General features: G+C 37.8%; 17 protein-coding genes and 1 tRNA gene. 2 read left to right on the top strand and 16 right to left on the bottom strand.

Features of this window, described 5'->3' with window-relative positions; genetic code table 11:
* Nucleotides 1-136: 136 nt before the first annotated feature.
* Entirely contained in the window at nt 137-565 is a 429-nt protein-coding gene (locus IPI65_07660) for a CBS domain-containing protein (GenBank protein MBK7441392.1), read from the bottom strand.
* A 99-nt stretch (nt 566-664) separates the two neighbouring features.
* On the opposite strand from IPI65_07660, the gene IPI65_07655 reads away from it, so the two are divergent.
* Nucleotides 665-752 (top strand) — tRNA-Ser (locus IPI65_07655).
* Between the two features lie 53 nt (nt 753-805).
* On the opposite strand, the gene IPI65_07650 is transcribed toward IPI65_07655, so the two are convergent.
* The 12 genes from IPI65_07650 to IPI65_07595 form a co-directional block, all read right to left on the bottom strand.
* A complete protein-coding gene (locus tag IPI65_07650; protein ID MBK7441391.1) occupies nt 806-1,456 on the bottom strand; it encodes a hypothetical protein in 651 nt (216 codons plus the stop codon).
* Between the two features lie 162 nt (nt 1,457-1,618).
* Nucleotides 1,619-2,701 carry a glycosyltransferase family 4 protein gene (locus tag IPI65_07645; GenBank protein MBK7441390.1) on the bottom strand — a complete coding sequence of 361 codons (1,083 nt, stop codon included), beginning with the start codon at nt 2,699-2,701 and terminating at the stop codon, nt 1,619-1,621.
* Nucleotides 2,702-2,828: 127 nt separating this feature from the next.
* On the bottom strand, nt 2,829-4,931 hold the full coding sequence (locus tag IPI65_07640) for a T9SS type A sorting domain-containing protein (protein ID MBK7441389.1): 2,103 nt from the start codon (nt 4,929-4,931) through the stop codon (nt 2,829-2,831).
* A gap of 98 nt (nt 4,932-5,029) precedes the next feature.
* The gene (locus IPI65_07635; protein MBK7441388.1) at nt 5,030-5,389 is read right to left on the bottom strand and encodes a hypothetical protein; all 360 of its coding nucleotides are present in this window, start codon (nt 5,387-5,389) and stop codon (nt 5,030-5,032) included.
* 294 nt (nt 5,390-5,683) lie between these two features.
* Nucleotides 5,684-6,634: a YihY/virulence factor BrkB family protein gene (locus IPI65_07630; GenBank protein MBK7441387.1), complete on the bottom strand. Its 951-nt coding sequence runs from the start codon at nt 6,632-6,634 to the stop codon at nt 5,684-5,686.
* Nucleotides 6,635-6,661: 27 nt separating this feature from the next.
* A complete protein-coding gene (locus IPI65_07625; protein ID MBK7441386.1) occupies nt 6,662-8,569 on the bottom strand; it encodes a tetratricopeptide repeat protein in 1,908 nt (635 codons plus the stop codon).
* 45 nt (nt 8,570-8,614) lie between these two features.
* Nucleotides 8,615-9,025, bottom strand: coding sequence for a DUF393 domain-containing protein (locus tag IPI65_07620; GenBank protein ID MBK7441385.1), 411 nt, complete (start codon nt 9,023-9,025; stop codon nt 8,615-8,617).
* The gene (locus IPI65_07615) at nt 9,022-9,327 is read right to left on the bottom strand and encodes a rhodanese-like domain-containing protein (GenBank protein MBK7441384.1); all 306 of its coding nucleotides are present in this window, start codon (nt 9,325-9,327) and stop codon (nt 9,022-9,024) included. Before IPI65_07615 ends, IPI65_07620 begins: the two co-directional genes overlap by 4 nt.
* 59 nt (nt 9,328-9,386) lie before the next feature.
* Nucleotides 9,387-11,294 (bottom strand): T9SS type A sorting domain-containing protein, encoded by a 1,908-nt coding sequence (locus tag IPI65_07610; GenBank protein ID MBK7441383.1) that lies wholly within the window; start codon nt 11,292-11,294, stop codon nt 9,387-9,389.
* Between the two features lie 29 nt (nt 11,295-11,323).
* On the bottom strand, nt 11,324-12,163 hold the full coding sequence (locus IPI65_07605) for a PASTA domain-containing protein (protein ID MBK7441382.1): 840 nt from the start codon (nt 12,161-12,163) through the stop codon (nt 11,324-11,326).
* Between the two features lie 49 nt (nt 12,164-12,212).
* Nucleotides 12,213-13,193: a D-alanine--D-alanine ligase gene (locus tag IPI65_07600; protein ID MBK7441381.1), complete on the bottom strand. Its 981-nt coding sequence runs from the start codon at nt 13,191-13,193 to the stop codon at nt 12,213-12,215.
* Nucleotides 13,194-13,322: 129 nt separating this feature from the next.
* Nucleotides 13,323-13,670: a 4Fe-4S dicluster domain-containing protein gene (locus tag IPI65_07595; GenBank protein ID MBK7441380.1), complete on the bottom strand. Its 348-nt coding sequence runs from the start codon at nt 13,668-13,670 to the stop codon at nt 13,323-13,325.
* 157 nt (nt 13,671-13,827) lie between these two features.
* Between IPI65_07595 and IPI65_07590 the strand changes: the two genes are divergently transcribed.
* The gene (locus IPI65_07590; GenBank protein ID MBK7441379.1) at nt 13,828-14,841 is read left to right on the top strand and encodes an acyl-CoA reductase; all 1,014 of its coding nucleotides are present in this window, start codon (nt 13,828-13,830) and stop codon (nt 14,839-14,841) included.
* Nucleotides 14,842-14,848: 7 nt separating this feature from the next.
* Here IPI65_07590 and IPI65_07585 read toward each other — a convergent pair whose 3' ends face one another.
* The 3 genes from IPI65_07585 to glmM form a co-directional block, all read right to left on the bottom strand.
* On the bottom strand, nt 14,849-16,129 hold the full coding sequence (locus IPI65_07585) for an aminotransferase class V-fold PLP-dependent enzyme (GenBank protein MBK7441378.1): 1,281 nt from the start codon (nt 16,127-16,129) through the stop codon (nt 14,849-14,851).
* A gap of 47 nt (nt 16,130-16,176) precedes the next feature.
* Nucleotides 16,177-17,310 (bottom strand): cysteine desulfurase, encoded by a 1,134-nt coding sequence (locus IPI65_07580; GenBank protein ID MBK7441377.1) that lies wholly within the window; start codon nt 17,308-17,310, stop codon nt 16,177-16,179.
* A 65-nt stretch (nt 17,311-17,375) separates the two neighbouring features.
* The gene (gene glmM, locus IPI65_07575; GenBank protein MBK7441376.1) at nt 17,376-18,758 is read right to left on the bottom strand and encodes a phosphoglucosamine mutase; all 1,383 of its coding nucleotides are present in this window, start codon (nt 18,756-18,758) and stop codon (nt 17,376-17,378) included.
* Between the last annotated feature and the right edge of the window lie 49 nt (nt 18,759-18,807).

Below are 18,807 nucleotides of genomic sequence, written 5' to 3'. Positions count from 1 at the left end.
TTAGCACTTTTTAACCATTGTAAAAAGAACAACCGACAGTTGCAACACAAAAAAAGACCACCGTAAAGGCAGTCTTTAAAAAAATTATTTGGGCAAGATATTATTAGCCGTAAACCGGTCAATTGGTTTTCATTGCTTACTGACTAATATAATTTTCCATTTGTTGCATGGTGAATGCCTGGTCTTCAATTATTGATTTAATTACATCACCAATTGAAATAATGCCGATAACTTTATCTGCATCTACAACAGGAAGATATCGAATCGAATTTGTAGTCATTAATTCCATACAATCTTTAATTGAGGCTGTCGGACTAACAGTTTCACAATCGATATCCATAATTTCCTGCACATTTGTTTCACGCGAATTACGGTCTTGCAAAACAACTTTACGGGCATAATCTCTTTCAGTAAATACGCCGCAAAACCGTTCGCCATCTTTAACAACCAAAGCGCCGATATTATGCAAAGCCAGCGATTGAAGTGCATTGTACACAGAGGTAAGCGGGGTAATCGTAAATAATGGTTTCCCCTTTTTTTCAAGGATTTTGTTCACTGTAGACATAGATGAAAATTTAGCGGTTAAATAAACAGTTGGTAAAACAAGATACGATATTTTTTAGATTTATTTTAAAACCTGATTTTGAAATATTACCTTTGCACCGGAGAAATGGCAGAGCGGTCGATTGCGGCAGTCTTGAAAACTGTTGAGGTGCGAGCCTCCGGGGGTTCGAATCCCTCTTTCTCCGCCAAACTAAAAAATCCACCAATTGGTGGATTTTTTAGTTTATATAACTTTTCCAAATTAATACCCCCAAATCAACTGACTTTCGCTCAAACACCCTACAACTTTATATTGCGATTCGAGCAGCACATCAGCCTTTGATGCCTTTTCTTTTACCACACAAAACGGAAAACTTCCGCTGCTGTGAATAAACCAAGATTCACTCCCATCGTTGAGCAGAAAACCGGTATGGGTATCCAGTCCTACAATGTAAAGATTCCTCCCTTTGGCTTCAATAGCCGCTAACATAACCGTATTTTGATCCCCGGAATATCTTTTTATCAGCGCAGAATCCACCAATGTTTTAATCATTTCCTCCGAAGCACATTGTGCTAAACGAATGCGCGGAATGTCAAAATGCATATCACGAACCATGGTAGTTACAAAATACCCACAGGCGATACTCCCCTCACCGGGTGTTTCAGATATGCCGTTAAAATTCCATCTTGTCCCTAACCAAAACGGGTAAAGTTTTTCGAAACGGGACAAAATACAGGTTTCAGTTTCGGTTTCGCTAATACTTTCAATGTTCAAAACCGCTTCAGTGTAGGCTTCTGCCGAATACGTACGATGATACCAGGGAGCGATGTAAGGAAAGCGAATGAGCAGAAAAACTACGGTCAGCAGAACGCCAAATAAAACCACTAAAAGGACTTTACCGCGTGTTTTCATGCTTTGAACCACTTAAACGAATTTATTTTAAAAATATTGTACAAACTGAAAAAATATTTTTTTGCACGGAAATCCTTATCGAGAGTGGATTACAGCCGTTTTTAGTGACCCTTAATCGAAAAAAATAATTTTGAGAGGAGTAAAAATGGAGAAAAATGGACTTTAGCCCTGATAGAGCGCCATCATTTTATCGGCCAGGCCGAACTTTTCGAAGACCGGTAATCGTTGTTTTCCTTTGCTTACCATACTTTCACGGAGTCCCGTATTGCCTAAAACCTCAGTTATGCTGTGGGCAATTTCTTCGGGTTTATCAGGATTGATGTAAACGGCAGCATCGCCACCAACTTCGGGGAGACTGGAAATGCCGGAGGTGATTACGGGGCAATTACATACCATGGCTTCTAATACGGGTATGCCAAATCCTTCGTACAAACTCGGATAAATAAAACATTTTGCCTTGCGATAAAATGCAGGTAAATGTGGTGTAGGAATATTTTCAAGAAAAATAAACCATTTCGATAAATGATGTTCCTGAATAAAAGTATTTACTTCTTCTGCATATCGTTTTCCGTTACCAATAATTACACATGGAATTTTTAAAGCATCCGGAATTAATAAATACGATTTACAAACGGCTAATAAATTTTTTCGCTCCGTAACCGAGCCAACATTTAATATAAATTCAGATGGTAAATTATATGCACTTAAATCTGCATCAAATGCATCGTAAAAAACATCATCACAACTTTGATAAATCACCTTGATTTTATCGCCTGAAACCTTGTAGTAGTCTATGATATCACGTTTTGTGCTTTCACTCGCCGCAACAATAACATCAGCATGATTTACAGCAAATTTACTTTTAACATCATACAACGTTCTGTCCACACCCGGATAATGATGCGGAAAATGTTCAAATATTAAATCGTGAATGGTAACAATACTTTTAGCATCTGTTTTATTTATACTAAAAGGTAATTCGTTGGTGAGCCCGTGATAAACGTCAATTTTATTTTTAACAATATCGCGTCGTATGCCAAAACTTCTCCACACTGAACCTCTCCCGATTACTGTTCGCACATTATTTTCAGACGGAAATGGTAATGCGTTTCTCGAATTCGGGGTAAACAATACATACTCATTTTCAGGAAATTTTTGAGCAAGATTTTTTACTACGCTCCTGCTGTAATTACCTAAACCTGTGGCGTTTTGAAATATCCTTTTGGCGTCAAACCCGATGCGCATGTGGCGAAGATACTATTTCTTAGAACATGAAGGGATTTAGGCATGGTGCATAAAAAACCCTGACGATACAGTCAGGGTTTAGATATGGTTATAAGTGAAATATTTTTACGCCACTGATCAGGCTTTTTTATTGAATGATAAACTTACCACTTTGTGTTGTTTTACCACCTGTTAAACGGTAAACATAAACACCTGCAGCAAGTTCAGCGCGATTAATTGTTACAGAACCACTATTAACTGTATATGTTCTGATAATGTTACCATTTAAATCGCTCAATTCTAATGTATATGCAGCATTAGTAGCATTATCGAAGTTTAAAACTGCACTATTGCTGAATGGATTTGGCTGGATAGTAACGTTCATTACATTCGAACTGTAAGCCTGAACTCCGGTAGCATCAAGCGTTACACAGTTATTGGCCATTTGTGTTACCACTTCTTCAAAATTTTCATTTACGGCTGCTGTAAAACGTTTAATACATATTTCAGCAGGATAAGTAGTTGTATAAAAAATACGGAAGGTTGGTATCGGCTCATGATGTACCTGATAAGGCACTTCATTATGTCCTAACGCAATTACTTCATCATCGGTATAAGTTAATGTGTAGTTTGTTCCGAAAGTTTCAGGACATAAATTCTGCACCGAATCAATGGTTAAACCTTCCATTTCAAATTGAGCAGCCAAAATTCTTGAGCTCGGATTTAAACTATAAATATCTAGATAATGGAAAGCATCATTTACAGAACCAATACTATAAGTTACTGTATCAGCATTGTTAAACATGGTTTGTGGTAATGAACATAAATCGGCTTCATGCACATATCCTAAACCTTCGTTTGCACAACCCATCACCAATGCAGCATCTACTACATCTATATCACCATCATTATTGGCATCGTTACACATTTCAGCAATTATGGTATTATCTAAAATATCATTTACATAAATGTCAACATCATCCATTGCACGCGTTGAATCTTCATTCACATCACCCAAATGATGCCATCCGTTACAATTGCCTTCGCAATCTATCATGGCATCACCCCAAATTTCACCTAAACAATCAATAAATGTTGCACAATCGGCAGCCATTTCAGCAGAAATAACACCATCAACATCTCTTGAAATGGTGATACAGCGCGAACGCCAGTTGTTTGCAAGATTTGTTTCAACCCTGCCATCTATATCCGGATGGTTATCCCAATTAACTCTTGCAACAAATGTATAAGTTCCGTTAGGCACATCAGTAACATCGATCCACTGACCGCCGGTTCCTAAACCATATGCATCATAACATCCTGCAGATATACCCATATCTGCGCCATTATAACCGCCAATCCCGCATAAATCCATAACAGCGAAACCATTTTTATGACCAACCGGAATTTCGGTTCCAACTGAATCATATAACAGATATTCACCGTAATCTACATAATGGGTATGTCCGTGACAAGGGTCAAATACGAGGTAAGGATTTTCAGCAGCGGTTCCGATATGGTAATCTTCATCGCCCTGGTTATCAATTTTAATTCCGAAACGAATAATTGTTCTGATTCCGGGACCGGTTAACGATCCTTCATCTATATAACATGCGTTATCCCAAGCATCTGCATCAATAGTTCCAATTTGGAAATCATCTCCCCAATCAGGTCCGATATCACCATCAAAATAAGTTGGGTCTAAAACTAAATCCGGTCCTGACGGGCAATCAGGGTTGCCGGGGTAAATACATGAACCATCATCATCAATCGCTAAAGGTGAGTAGTTACAAGCATATTCATCGGTACATCCTATTGGCACTCCTGCATATGCAAGCGACCAACCTATAGGCTCTCCGGCACAATCAGTGTCTTTATCGCCAATTCGAATATATACTTCATCTCCCGCAACCAATACTGTTGTAATTTGTGATTGCGTAGCACAATAATCGTCGTTGTACGACATAGTTCCCTCCGCTAATTCAGTAGGAATCAGGCCTGCACAATGATCATACACATATAATCGTGTATCGCAGGTATTTCCTAAGTCGCAGGTGCTGATCAGGTAGGTTCCGGTGACAGGAACTTCAAAAATATACCAGTAATCAGGATTCGGAGCCGTGTAAGTTCCTTCAGTAACAGGAACTGCACTGCCACAGTTATCGCCATCGGCTAAAATTGGTTTTGCAGCGTGGGCCGGTGTTGAATTAAGTGTGCAAATGAGGAGTAGAGGAGTAAAATATTTAAGCATACTATCGGGTTTTGAATGATAAATTTAAAACTATTCTTCAAAACCACAAAACAAGCAATCCATATCCAAAGGAAAGTGCGTGATTTAACAAAAAATTCTTATTTGACAGCCTTTAACGCTGCTGCCACTGCTTCGACATTCTTGGGTGCGTTTCCGATATAAATTTTGTTGTTGATGATAAATACCGGTCGCTTTAAAAAAGTGTATTCTTCGAGAATATATTTGCGGTAATCTTTTTCAGTAAGCTGCATATTATTCAATCCCAATGAACGGTATTTTAATGCCACGCGACTAAACAACGCCTCATACGAACCGGCAAGTTTAACCATTTCATCTAATTGCTTCGGTGTAATGGGCTCTGTTTTAATATCCTGTAATCGAAAGTTGTATTTACTTACTTTCAAATCTTTCATAATTCTCGCACAAGTGGAACAGGTGGCTAGGTAGTAGAGTTGCATAGTTTTGATTAGCTAATTAGCAAATTAGCTGATTAGCTGATGGTTTAGTTTTGAGTTTGATTGACAGTTTGAGTATTTAATTAGATAATTAGCTGATTAGCAAATTAGCTGATGGTTGAATTTTGAGTTACAAGTACAATATTCGCTAATTTTTTCATGAATTGGCAAATTAGCCTCTGTCTAATTTGAGCACTAATTAATTTTAACGATAAAATTCAAATTTTGTTGAATCATTTCCTTCTTGGACCCATTTGCTACTTTGCTAATCGGCTAATTTGCTAATTAACCAATTTGCTAATTGCCCACTTCGTCTCCTTTCTGTCTCAATATCCTGTTCACATCAATACTGTTATTAATTTCAAAGCCAACAAGTAAAACCAGTGAGTTTAGATTAATCCAAATCATCAACACAATTAAGGTTCCGATTGAACCATATACTTCGTTGTAACTAATAAAGTTGTTGGCGAGATATCCAAAACCGAGTGAAGTGGCAATTGAAAAAACGGTTGCAAATGATGCGCCTGGTGTTATAAAACGCCAGCGATGTTTGGAAGCCGGACCGTAGTAATAAATAAGTGATATGCCTAGAAAAAATAATAATAAAATTACGATGTATTGAAAGATCGTTAAAAAGACCCGACCTGTTGCATCTTCCCAATTTATTAAACCGCCAAACCATTCTACAAAAACATCGCCTGTAATGATAAGAATAATAGATGCTATAAACAGCATAAATAAATAAAATGTCAGTCGGAATGATGCAAACCTATTTCTCCAAAAATTGCGTCGGGCATATAGCGGATGATTTTTATTAAATGTCAACAAAATCATTCTTACACCATTGGTTGAGAAATAAAATGCCAATAAAAAACCGAGTGATAATAAACCACTGCGTTTAATAGTTGTAATGCTGTTGATTGTTGATTCAAGAAATACATATCCGCTTTCCGGCATTACATCTTTAAAAAATTTATGAATACTCACATCCAATCCGCTAATGGGTATGTAGGGAATGAGGGTAAATAAAAAGATGATGGAAGGAAAAACAGCGAGCAGGAAATTAAATGAAATAGCCGAAGCCCTTACAGGTAACTGGTCGCGCTTAATCTCCTGACGAAAAAAGGTAATCACATCGTAAATCGGAATACCATCGAAACCGGGTAAGCTGGTTCGTTGAGTAAAGGCAACAAAATCGCGGTATTTCTTGGTTAAGGTGCTCTGGAATTTTGCCGAAATAAATTTCATCTACCGTGTTTCTGATGGCAAAGTTAATTATATACTGCGAAGTTGTAGAGTTAGCTGTGATACCTCCGGCAGTTGGGGATAATATTTTTCTAAAAAAGTAACCTGCTCACGGGCTTTTGTCCGCTGTCGGGTGGCAATATATAATTCGGCCAACTTTATCCGTGATAAGGTATAATCAGGATCCAAAGCGACTGCTTTTAACAAACACTGCTCCGCTTCATCATATTTTGCCTTTCCGGCTAGCAACACACCCAAATTATTCCATGCTTTCTGATAAGTAGGATTTTCAGCAATAACAAATCGATACAGTCGTTCTGCTTCCTTCACATTTCCGTTAAAAATTTGTGCTGTGGCCAATTTAAAATTATAATCAAGATTGTATTGTTCTGCTTTAACGGCAAGGGCAAAATAATTTACCGCTCCTGCATAATCATTTTGCGCCTGAAACGCCTCCCCTATCCGATAAGCCGTCCAAGCATCAATATCCGATTTTGATTTAATACTTTTTTCTGTCGCAACTATATTTTTGAAATCATTCAACATGTAATAATAATGTATTAATACACTGCGGTAACTATCATTTTTATCTTTTACTTTATTCAAATAACTTTTCGCACTGTCGAGTAATTGTTTATCATTATTAAATGATTCAAAATAATGTAAATAACCTCTTGCCATTAAAAGTGGTTCAGGTTTTTCTGTTGTTAGACATACTAACCCGATAAATTTACCATCGCGTTCTGTTTCCTGTTTTCCCGGAATTTGAATTTTATGATCTGATATTGAAACGTGTGGAATATCGATAGCACCTGATTTTGGGATATGACAACCACTACAATTATCCTGCGCCGCTAATCGCACTGCAACAGTTGCTTTGCAGTCGTTTTTGTTGGGGAGATGACAATTTTTGCAAGGCGCATTAAATTGTGCTACGGGTGTTTCTTTTACGGTTAAATGTGGGTTATGGCAGGTGATACAGCTTAATTGTTTAGTTTCAATATAACACTTCGACTGCACCATCCTGTCTGCCTGCGATGCCATTAAAAACTTATCATTTTTCCCATCAAATTTTGGAAGAAAAATATTCCAGTGCTCATTTATTTTATCGCCCGGTTTAAAATCAAAAAATCCGGCATGTTCATTTAACACATTTACACCCTGCAAATGGCAACGCATACACAACTCATTTTGTAATTCCACCGATAATTTTTTCGGATTTACAATACTGTAATCAATTGCATTTGCAGTATCAACAAGAATATTATTACTCACGCGTGCAACATGCAAACTTCCGGGTCCGTGACAACGTTCACAATCTATGCCTGAAGGTATTTTATTGTATTTATTTACAGAACCGGCAACCAACTCAGGCAAACCATTGTGACAGGTCATACATTCGGCGGTAATTATTCTGCTGAAGCGCGAATTAAAACCATTTTCCATTCCGGGCGCTAAATCCCATTGTCTTTTTTGCGTGTAAAATGTGATTGGTGCCTGATAAATATATCCGTTAATGTTCATCAAATGCGAATTGGTATGTTGCCCGCTGCCAATAATATAATCTATGGCTTCCGTTCTTTGATGAATGGTATCTTTTCCGGCAAGGCGATACTCCTTTATCATCAAGGTATCATTCCGCCAAAATGGTTTGTAGTAAAAATTATTTATGGAATCATACACTACAGCATGCGCATCAAAAGTTGCAGCACTTTTACTGTGTGTTGCCCGGTCGAAACTTTTGCCCATGCCGGTATGAATAAATGTTGCGTGTTTATCGGCATGACAAAGTTTACAGGTTTCCATGCCTACATATTGAACGGTATCGTTTTGGTTGAGATAGGGCGAGTCGCTATCTGCAGACTTATTGTCATTATTACAATAAGTAAGCAATAACATCAAACTACCTAATAACACAAACAGATAAACGGTACGCATCGTTGTGGTAAAATTAGCGGATAAAACAGGATGCTACAAATCAACTCAGTTTTGGTCGACAAAACGTTGCTTCCAGCGGGGTTCGGGAATCATGCAGCTTTCTCTTTTTCCAAACCAGCGGTAGCGATTGCGTGCTACAAAATCATATACCATATTACTGATAACCGGCGGAAAAATGCGCAAGACACTTAACATTGGATACGGAAATCTCAAATTACCCGCCACCCGCAAAACGGCGGCTGATTTATGGTAAAAATTTTTTCCGTTGTATAAGATAATACTTTCCGCTTTAGGCTGATATTGTTTCTCTTTAAAAAACTGTTGCGTAAAATCCGATTGTAAAGAAGCAAAATGGTATTTACCGCGTTTGTCGTTTTTTAATATTTTTTGAACGCTGCTGTTGCATAAATTGCAAACACCATCAAAAAAAATTATTTGCCTTTCGGGTTTGGTCATTTGGAGCCAAACTTACTTTGCCATTCCAGCATACCACCAATTACATTTTTTACATTCGTAAACCCTGATGCAACCAGTAATGCTTTTCCGGTATTACTGCGCATACCTGAACGGCAATGAATTATTATTTCTCTGTCCTTATCCTCATCAAAATCATACATTTTCATTGGCAGTGTGGCAAGTGGTATTAATTGTCCGCCGATATTAAATTCTTCGTATTCATGTGGTTCACGCACGTCGATGATAAATAAATCTTCACCGGTGTCCATGCGTGCTTTTAATTCTTCAACAGTAATGTCCATGTAAGTAATTAATTTGAGTATTGGTTAAGCTAATGCGCTCCGCCTGAAAGGAGCATTTTTTATTCTTTAATAAATTTCCCCATCATAACATTTCCGGTTTGCAAATCGTTCACTTTCAAAATGTAAAATCCACTGCTCAAATTTGCAATATCTAACTGCCGCGAAGCTGTATTTTCATTCAGCACAATTCGCCCGGATTGGTCAAAAATGGTATAATTAATATTCCCTTGTAATGCTGTATCAATATGTAAAACGGAGGTTGCCGGATTAGGATACACTTGTATTGTAGCAATCTCAGGTTTGTTGTTAACGATTGGATTATAAACTGAATAATCGCCACCAACGCGCGGACGAATCATAATGGCACCGTTTAACGATGATTGCTGCCAGCTTCCGCCAACATTAAAATATACATCATCACTAAAATCGTTATTTACATCAAAACCAACGTTTAAAAATTCATCTTGTGTTTGTAACCAGCCCACATAAAAATCGCCATCAACAACAACAGGTGTAGGGTTGCCTAAAAAGTCGACTAATTTGTAAACGTAAAATCCATTAATTGAATCAACATATTTAGGGGTAAGAAAATCGTTTTGGAAAATAATATTTTCATCTGCAGAAGCCAATGTGGTATCAATTTGATCCCACACTACTAAACTGAAAAACAAATTACCTTTATTACCATCCACATAAGCCCAGTGAATGTAAACTTCTTTCAGCGTATCTGGTTCGTTGGCGTGAAAATGTATGGCTAATTTAGCACCGGTTCCAACTAATGCATAAGCACGTTCTGCGGTGCCATCATCATATGCAAAATAATTATAAAATGCCTGATCATGCACAATTGTATCATTGCGTGAATTAATATCGCCTGAAGGTGTAATATTATAATTAAATCTGATGGTTAAACTATCATTGTCAAATCCGGTAGTGCCTCCTGGTATTTCAAACGACGGATAACTATTATATGCCAACGATGCAGGATTCAGGTTAACCGAAACCGGCGTAGTTGGCGCAACAACTACATCTCCACTATATTTTTCTACAACTGAATACTGATGCGAAGTATTAATAATGGCATTAAAATTATTATACATAAATACACCATGATCAAATGCCAGTTCAGCAGATTGGTGATTTTTAAATTGATTCCATGGCATCTGACGATAATTTTTCAAATAACGTTCCGGTGTATACACAATTGCCACGTCGCGAAATAAGGTATCGTTATAAGTGCGTTCATCATCCAACAAAACATAATCGATATTCCAGTGATCATTGTTGCCGTTTACACCTGCCCAGTTGCGGAAACGAAAAGTAAATCCGTTATAAAAATAACTGTCTTCAACAGGCACCATAATTAATTTAAATGATTGCGGATCATTTCCTAAAGTATTTACCGCATACCATTGTTTCACCCAATTACCATCAACATCTTTAAAATCGAGAATTATAGAATCTTCGGTATTTGGAAATTCGCCAAATCCACCCGGCTGAACATAAAAACTTAAATACACCGAATCAGTTGGGTCGGCAAGGTTTATGGGTTTAGATGTTAATTCATCTGCTTTATCAAAACTTGAACCTTCGTTATAAGGTTTGCCGTATTTATTTAAACCATCTAACGTTACCACACCGTAAGTTGGTGGCAAAGCCGGATATGTTTTGTTTACAAATGCATTACTATCTGCCCAAAATAATGACGATGGATAAATAGCTGACGCAATATGTTCAATAGTATCACCACAATCTGTTAACGATTCATCAATCACAATTAAACTACCTGAAAAATCATCAATAAATGGGATACATAACGTATCTCTGTTTTCAACCACACTTCTGCTGCCGCCTAATGATTTTTGATTAAATAATGCAGTATTGTATTTAAGGGGAGAAAGAACTTCCTGACTAAAAGCTACATGCACCACACTACTTATAAATAGAAGTAATAATAATTTTTTCATGAAAAAGTATTTCTGATAATATTATTTTATTAATTATCCAACTCATCCTCATTTATGATGGCATCCGGGTCATCGGTAATCCAGATATCTACCATAGACCCTAAATTAACCGTTTTTTCGTTACCTGCGGTTGGAAATTGTTTGAACACTAACGCATCTGCACTATCCTTAATTGTACCACTAGCAATAACAGTTCCCACCGACAATTCTTTTAACTGAATGAGGTTAATAGCTTCAAGATATGTCAGCCCTGTAAGGTCCGGTATTCCAATTTTTGTATCACCGAGTCCATTCCCTAAAATCAGGTCAATTTTGGTTCCTTTTGGTATAAAACTGCCCGGTTTGAGCGATTTTCGGTCGCCATGCACTTTCATATCCAGATATACATCCTTGTATTCGAAGGGTTTATAAATGATATCACCCACTTTTAACCCATGACTTTCCAAAATTTCACGAACGCTGATATAACTGGTACCAACCTCAAAACGCGGGATTTCGGTTTTTGGTGCCGTAGTCATGTTAATCGTCACATAAATAGTTCTTCCACTTTTCACTTTTGAATCAGGGATAGGATCCTGGCTAATTACTGAAAGCGGGCGTTCATCCGGATCGAAGGTGGAATCCATAACTGCGTATTCCAAATCAAGATTATCCAGTTCCTGCATGGCTTCCAGCGTGGTTTTGCCAATCAGGTTTGGAACGGTCTGACTTTCGCCATGGCGGGAATATTGTTGTACAAAAAACAAAGTACCCCATAACAGGGCAATTATTGCAACTATTGCTGCAAACACATTCAGCCAGAATATTTTGCTTGTTAAAAAGCGCCATATTCCGGGACTATCAGACGAAGGTTGCTTTGATTTTCCCATCAGGATTGTCGCAAATTTAATTGAAAAAACAGGAAACGTCGGGTAAAATTCATCCTGCGGAAGCTTCCTCCAGTAAACGGTCAAAAAATGCCTGTAATGTTAACCCGGATGCAATAGCCATTTTGGGCACAATACTGGCTTCACTAATACCGGGAACGGTATTCACTTCAAGAAAATGTGGTTCACCATTGCTGATGATATAATCGATGCGAACAACACCTTTACAATTAAGTAATCTGTAAATATTTGCGGATGTTGCTGCCACTTTATCTGCTTCTGTTTGCGGTATGCGAGCAGGAATAATTTCATCACTTTCACCGGCCACATACTTTGCCGTGTAATCAAAAAATTCATGTTTGCCGGAAACTACTTCACACAAAGGCAACACGATGATCTCCCCTTTATAACGGTAAACGCCGCAGGTAACTTCGGTGCCGGTAATACCTTCTTCCACCAAAACCTCTTCATCATATTTAAACGATTCAGAAACAGCATCAGCAAGTGTGTCGAAGGTTTTCAGCTTCGAAATACCATAGCTGGAACCATTGTTATTTGGTTTAACAAACACAGGGAGTTGAAACGTTGAAATTATTTCCTGAATCGATGCATTTAATTGTGCATCCGATTTTTTTAGCAATTTTCCTTTTGCCATGCTAGTTGCGCCGGCTAATACTTTTTTTGTCCAGACTTTATTAAAAGTTAGTGCTGAGGTTGCGGAACCACAGTTGTTATAAGGAATATTCAACATGTCGAAATATCCCTGAATGCGACCATCTTCACCCGGAGAACCATGAATTGCGTTAAAAACGAGGTCGAATTTTATTTTATTTCCACCTTGTTCAAAGCTGAAATCGCTCATATTTACGCGGGTATTTTCGGGTTGCACATAACAACCATCGGTGTTTACCAATACTTTATAAATATTGTATTTTTCAGCATCCAGATTGCGTGTAACTACATCACCGCTGCCAAGAGAAATATTACGTTCTGCCGTATATCCGCCGCAAATAACGGCCACATTCTTTTTCATACTCAAATTTGCAGCAAATTAACGGAAAAGGTGAATTCAGAAGTATCTGATTTGTGCACAATTCTACATACCTGCAAAAAAAAAGCGCCACTCGAATGAATGGCGCAATACACTATAATATTTGGGCAATCAAATATGCATTTTTGCTTTTTTTGCCAACAATTGTTCTTCAGATTCAACATGATCAGGGTCAGGAAGGCAACAATCAACCGGGCAAACAGCCGCGCATTGCGGTTCTTCGTGGAAACCCTGGCATTCGGTACATTTGTCAGGAACGATATAATAAATATCATCTGCTACTGGAGCATTTTTCTGGTCTGCATCCATGGTTGTTCCATCTAACATGGTTACAGCACCTTTTACGGTAGTTCCGTCGGCAAAAGCCCATTCTACACCACCTTCATAAATTGCATTGTTTGGACATTCGGGCTCGCAAGCTCCACAGTTAATACAGTCGGACGTAATATGAATCGCCATAATTTTTATTCTTTTTTTGAGTGCCCAAATATAGAGGCAGTGAAAGGATATTTCAAAATAGACCGTTAATATAAGCAAAATTTATAATCATTCTAAATAAAGACCTCCCCTTTCGGTTATCGTCTCCCGTTTTGTTGATGTAATTTTACAGCCGATTATGAATACTGTTCAAATGGATACAAAACGGGTTATTTCGTCGTTGGCCGTATTTGGCCAAAAAATTAAAAATCCGGATGCTGAATTGCTTGCGGTTTTGCATCGCACTGAAATACATAATCCCTGGTTTACACCTGCTGAAACCCAACGCATGCTGAATAGCATCAGCGAAAACATGCTAAACGAAGCTGATTTGATGCTATGGGCGTCCGCATATCCTAAACCGGCTTCCCAAAAAACGATTGGTCTGGTTTTGGCCGGAAATGTCCCTTTTGTGGGTATGCACGATTTAATTTGTGTGCTGGTAAGCGGCCATTTTGCTCAGGTGAAACTGAGTTCAAAAGATATGTTCTTTTTTCCCTGGCTGAAAAAGGAGCTGGTAAAACTAGACCCTGTTTTTGAATCACAAATACAGTTCGTTGAAAAATTGGAAAATTTTGATGCGGTGATTGCAACAGGAAGTAATAATTCGTCGCGTTATTTCGAATATTATTTTGGGAAATATCCGCATATCATTCGCAAAAACAGAACTTCGATTGCCATATTAACCGGTGATGAATCAGATGAAGAATTGTATAATTTGGGTAAAGATGTTTTTTATTATTACGGATTAGGTTGTCGAAATGTAGGCAAGGTTTTTATTCCTGAAAATTACGATAAGCAAAATTTATTCCGCCTTTGGGAAGATTATCGTTATGTAACTGAAAATACGAAGTATAGCAATAATTACGATTACAATCGTGCACTTTTAATGTTAAACTCAACTGATTATCTAACCAACGATTTTTATATGTTGTTGGATAATGAACAATTATTTTCGCCACTCTCATTATTGTATTGCGAAACGTATTACACAAAAGAAAATCTCGCCCAAAAAATTGAACAAATTTCTGCGGATTTACAATGTGTTGTTGCAAGCGCGCCGGGTAATACACCATTTGGGAAAACACAATTTCCCGGCTTAAGCGATTATGCCGATCATATAGATACGATGGCGTTTTTAGCTGAATTATAAACAGGTATTATTCCGCAATTTTGTGAATACCTTTTACCAAGGCATCCAGGTCGTAAATACTAGTATAAACATGCGGTGCAACGCGCACGCCACTGATATTTTCCCATACAATACTTACACAATGTATGCCATGGTCAGTAAATAATTTTGATGCAATATCACCGGGTTCTATTCCTGTTAAACTGAAATTCGCAATAGCACAGGAATAGTTTTTATCCATTGCCGTATTTAATTTAAATTTTGGTAGTGATGTACATTTATTTACCCAATAATCTTTTAAATAGCGCAAACGTGCTTCTTTTCTTTCCGGGCCAATCATATTATGAAAATCGATAGCGGTTGCAATACTATATTCAATAGGAAAATTCCGTGTACCTAATGATTCAAATTTGCGAATATCATTTACGTCCATGGTATCCGGACAAGCCATTAATGGCCATACTTTATGAATTTTTTCTTTTTTAATCCATAATATTCCGGAACCAATTGTTGCACTCATCCATTTATGTAAACTGCTGCCATAATAATCGCCACCTAATTCTGGAATTTTAAATACAAAATGTCCCAAAGTATGTGCACCGTCAATCATAACCTCCGGGCCTTTTGCATGCACGGCATCAGCAATTTGTTTAACAGGATTAATATGACCGGTCCAGTTAATAATATGATTTACTTGAACCAGTTTGGTTTTAGGTGTTATTTGTTCGGTATATTTTTTTACGAGATAATCAGTATCCGTTGTTGGCAAATCGAGATTAATCCATTTTAATACAATGCCATCTCGTTTTTCTCTTTGTTTCCAGGCATTAATCATGTTTGGATAATCCTGTTTTGTAAGCAGAATTTCATCACCTTTTTCAAAATCAAGCCCAAAAATCACATTATCCAATGCTTCGGTTGTATTCCGATTTATGGCAATTTCTGATGCATCACATCCGGCCACATCAGCAATTTTTTTGCGCAAATTTTCTCTGCCTTTATCCAGAATTTGCCACATGTAATAACTGGGTGCTTCGTTGGCGAGCTGACTATAACGCAACATGGCATCCTGCACTACTTTAGGAGAAGGGCTTACGCCACCGTTATTTAAGTTGATAATGGTTGCAGATGCGGTATAAGCAGTTTTAATGGTTGCCCAAAAAGTTTCATCTTCTGCAAGAGCTGCAGGCGACATGGTATTAGCTTTAGCTACTGCTGCTTTTAATTCTTCACTGAATAATAAATCAGGAATAGTGGCAAGGCTTACTAAGGCTGCTGATTTTTTGAGAAAATTACGACGGTTACCCATAGTGTGTTATTTTGCTATGAACCGTTAAGATACGAATATCCTGAAAATCAACTCACTGCAACCGGAATCATTTCGCGAATTTTATCTACCGCAAAATCAATTTCCTCGATTGTATTAAATTTCGAAAAAGAAAAACGTACTGCTGTTGTTCCGGGTGAACGTTTTAACTGGGCTATTACATGTGAACCGATATCGGTACCGCTGCTACAGGCACTTCCGCCACTAACTGCAATACCGGCTATATCTAAATTAAATAATAATAATTCGCTTTTATCGTTAGCCGGGAAATTAACATTCAATACCGTATACAAACCTTTTGGGTCTGAATTAAATTGCACTCCGGGAATTTCCTCCATTAATCGTTTTTGCATATGATCGCGCAAACCGGTAATATGTTGTTGTACTGCATCTAATTCAGCATAGGCAATTTCCAATGCTTTGGCCAACCCGATAATGCCATATAAATTTTCAGTTCCTGCGCGTAAATTTCTTTCCTGTGCACCACCGTGAATTAATGGTTTAATTTTCGCTTCTGAATTAATATAAATAAATCCGATGCCTTTTGGTCCGTGAAATTTATGTGCGGCACAGGAAATAAAATGAATTTTTGTTTTTTGTAAATCCAATAAATAATGTGCAACTGTTTGCACGGTATCGCAATGAAAATAAGCACCGTATTGAGCGCATAAATTGCTTACGCGTTCAACATCCAGTAATGTTCCAATTTCATTATTGGCATGCATTAAACTCACTAATGTTTTTGCATCAGAAGATTTAAGCAGTTCTTCTAAATTTTCATAATCAACAGAACCATCAGCGTGCAGGGCAACGTATTGCAATTGAATTTTACCCTCATGTTTTAATGCTTCTCCGGTATGGGTAACAGCGTGATGTTCGATTGGGGAAGTAATAATGCGGGTAACGCCAAGATCGCGCACACTGCATTGCATAGCCATATTATTTGCCTCCGTTCCGCCGCTGGTGAAAAAGATTTCACCCGGTGATACCTTAAACAGGTTGGCAATCAACTTGCGCGACTTTTCTATTGCCGCACGGGTTTCTCTGCCAAATGAATGTATGGATGAAGGATTGCCATAAAACTGCTGTAAATAAGGAAGCATAGCCTCCATTACCTTAGGATCCAGTTGAGTTGTGGCGGCATTGTCTAAATAAACGCGCATGTATCTTAGTTAAAGTACAAAGCTAAGCATTTACCCTGAGTAGCCGAAAAAGGCACCCCAAATGACTATTTCATGACATTTTTAATGTCGTCCATAATCTTGCGATTAATGCTTTCAGCCGTGGTTTTGGTCGAACTTTCCGAATAAATACGGATGATTGGCTCGGTATTACTAGCTCTTAAATGCACCCAGTCGCCATCCATTTCTATTTTTAAACCATCGGTTTTGTTGAGTTTCTCTTTTTTATATTTTTCTTCCATTTTACGCAAAATGTATTGCACATCGGTGCCTTCCGGCAGTTCGATTTTGTTTTTTGCCATAAAATAGTTGGTATATTCTGCTCTTAAGCGGGAACAACTTTTACCTGAAGTGGCTAAATGCGATAGGAATAGTGCAATGCCAACCAATGCATCACGCCCGTAATGTAATTCAGGGTATATAATACCACCGTTTCCTTCACCCCCAATAACGGCATTTACTTCTTTCATTTTTTGCACCACATGCACTTCACCAACTGCACTTTGATGATGTTCCACACCATGTTTCACAGCAACATCACGCAATGCCTGGGTAGAAGATAAATTGGAAACGACGTTACCTTTTTGTGTTTTTAATACGTAATCGGCAATGGAAACAAGACTATATTCTTCGCCAAACATATCGCCGTTTTCACAAACAATTGCAAGACGGTCAACATCAGGATCCACCACCAAACCAACATCTGCTTTCTGGTGTTTTACTTCGTGTGCTATGGTGCCAAGATGTTCAGGCAGTGGTTCCGGATTATGCGGAAATCTGCCATTCGGATTTGTAAATAATTCTATTACATCGGTAACACCCAATGCAACTAATAATTCAGGAACTGAAATACCACCTGTTGAATTAACACAATCGATAACTACTCTGAAATTTCTTTCTTTAATTGCTTTTTTATTTACCAAAGGCAATTCGAGAATTTTATCGATATGTTTTTGGATGTAATAAAATTTGTGTTGATACTCTCCAATTTTATCTACATCGCTGTAAATTATTTCTTCAGTGTTTGCAATTGCAAGCACTGCTTCTCCATCAGCAGCAGAAATAAATTCGCCTACATGATTTAATAATTTTAATGCATTATAATTTTTCGGATTATGTGATGCGGTAATAATTATTCCCCCGCCTGCATTTTCTCTTGGCACAGCAATTTCTACTGTAGGTGTTGTAGATAATCCGAGGTCAATTACTTTAATACCAATAGATTGTAAAGTTCCGGTTACCAGATGATTCACCATTTCACCACTGATTCGGGCATCTCTACCAATAACAATTATAGGATTTCCTGTAGTGCGTTTGATCCATGTGCCAAAAGCAGCAGTAAATTTAATAATGTCTTCCGGGGTCAGATTTTGTCCGGCCGTCCCTCCAATAGTGCCTCTAATGCCGGAAATCGATTTAATAAGTGTCATAGTCGCGCAACAAAGTTATACAAATTCAAATTATGCGTATTAACGAATA

This window comes from Bacteroidota bacterium (assembly GCA_016706255.1).
In the GTDB taxonomy this organism is placed as follows: domain Bacteria; phylum Bacteroidota; class Bacteroidia; order Chitinophagales; family BACL12; genus UBA7236.
The sequence above is the reverse complement of the archived record's forward strand: the minus strand, read 5'-3'. Positions and strand labels throughout refer to the sequence as shown.

Bases quoted from the DNA above. Each gene is read 5' to 3' on its own strand.
- IPI65_07660 (MBK7441392.1), bottom strand. From the start codon at position 565: ATGTCTACAGTGAACAAAATCCTTGAAAAAAAGGGGAAACCATTATTT.
- IPI65_07650 (MBK7441391.1), bottom strand. From the start codon at position 1,456: ATGAAAACACGCGGTAAAGTCCTTTTAGTGGTTTTATTTGGCGTTCTG.
- IPI65_07645 (MBK7441390.1), bottom strand. From the start codon at position 2,701: ATGCGCATCGGGTTTGACGCCAAAAGGATATTTCAAAACGCCACAGGT.
- IPI65_07640 (MBK7441389.1), bottom strand. From the start codon at position 4,931: ATGCTTAAATATTTTACTCCTCTACTCCTCATTTGCACACTTAATTCA.
- IPI65_07635 (MBK7441388.1), bottom strand. From the start codon at position 5,389: ATGCAACTCTACTACCTAGCCACCTGTTCCACTTGTGCGAGAATTATG.
- IPI65_07630 (MBK7441387.1), bottom strand. From the start codon at position 6,634: ATGAAATTTATTTCGGCAAAATTCCAGAGCACCTTAACCAAGAAATAC.
- IPI65_07625 (MBK7441386.1), bottom strand. From the start codon at position 8,569: ATGCGTACCGTTTATCTGTTTGTGTTATTAGGTAGTTTGATGTTATTG.
- IPI65_07620 (MBK7441385.1), bottom strand. From the start codon at position 9,025: ATGACCAAACCCGAAAGGCAAATAATTTTTTTTGATGGTGTTTGCAAT.
- IPI65_07615 (MBK7441384.1), bottom strand. From the start codon at position 9,327: ATGGACATTACTGTTGAAGAATTAAAAGCACGCATGGACACCGGTGAA.
- IPI65_07610 (MBK7441383.1), bottom strand. From the start codon at position 11,294: ATGAAAAAATTATTATTACTTCTATTTATAAGTAGTGTGGTGCATGTA.
- IPI65_07605 (MBK7441382.1), bottom strand. From the start codon at position 12,163: ATGGGAAAATCAAAGCAACCTTCGTCTGATAGTCCCGGAATATGGCGC.
- IPI65_07600 (MBK7441381.1), bottom strand. From the start codon at position 13,193: ATGAAAAAGAATGTGGCCGTTATTTGCGGCGGATATACGGCAGAACGT.
- IPI65_07595 (MBK7441380.1), bottom strand. From the start codon at position 13,670: ATGGCGATTCATATTACGTCCGACTGTATTAACTGTGGAGCTTGCGAG.
- IPI65_07590 (MBK7441379.1), top strand. From the start codon at position 13,828: ATGAATACTGTTCAAATGGATACAAAACGGGTTATTTCGTCGTTGGCC.
- IPI65_07585 (MBK7441378.1), bottom strand. From the start codon at position 16,129: ATGGGTAACCGTCGTAATTTTCTCAAAAAATCAGCAGCCTTAGTAAGC.
- IPI65_07580 (MBK7441377.1), bottom strand. From the start codon at position 17,310: ATGCGCGTTTATTTAGACAATGCCGCCACAACTCAACTGGATCCTAAG.
- glmM (MBK7441376.1), bottom strand. From the start codon at position 18,758: ATGACACTTATTAAATCGATTTCCGGCATTAGAGGCACTATTGGAGGG.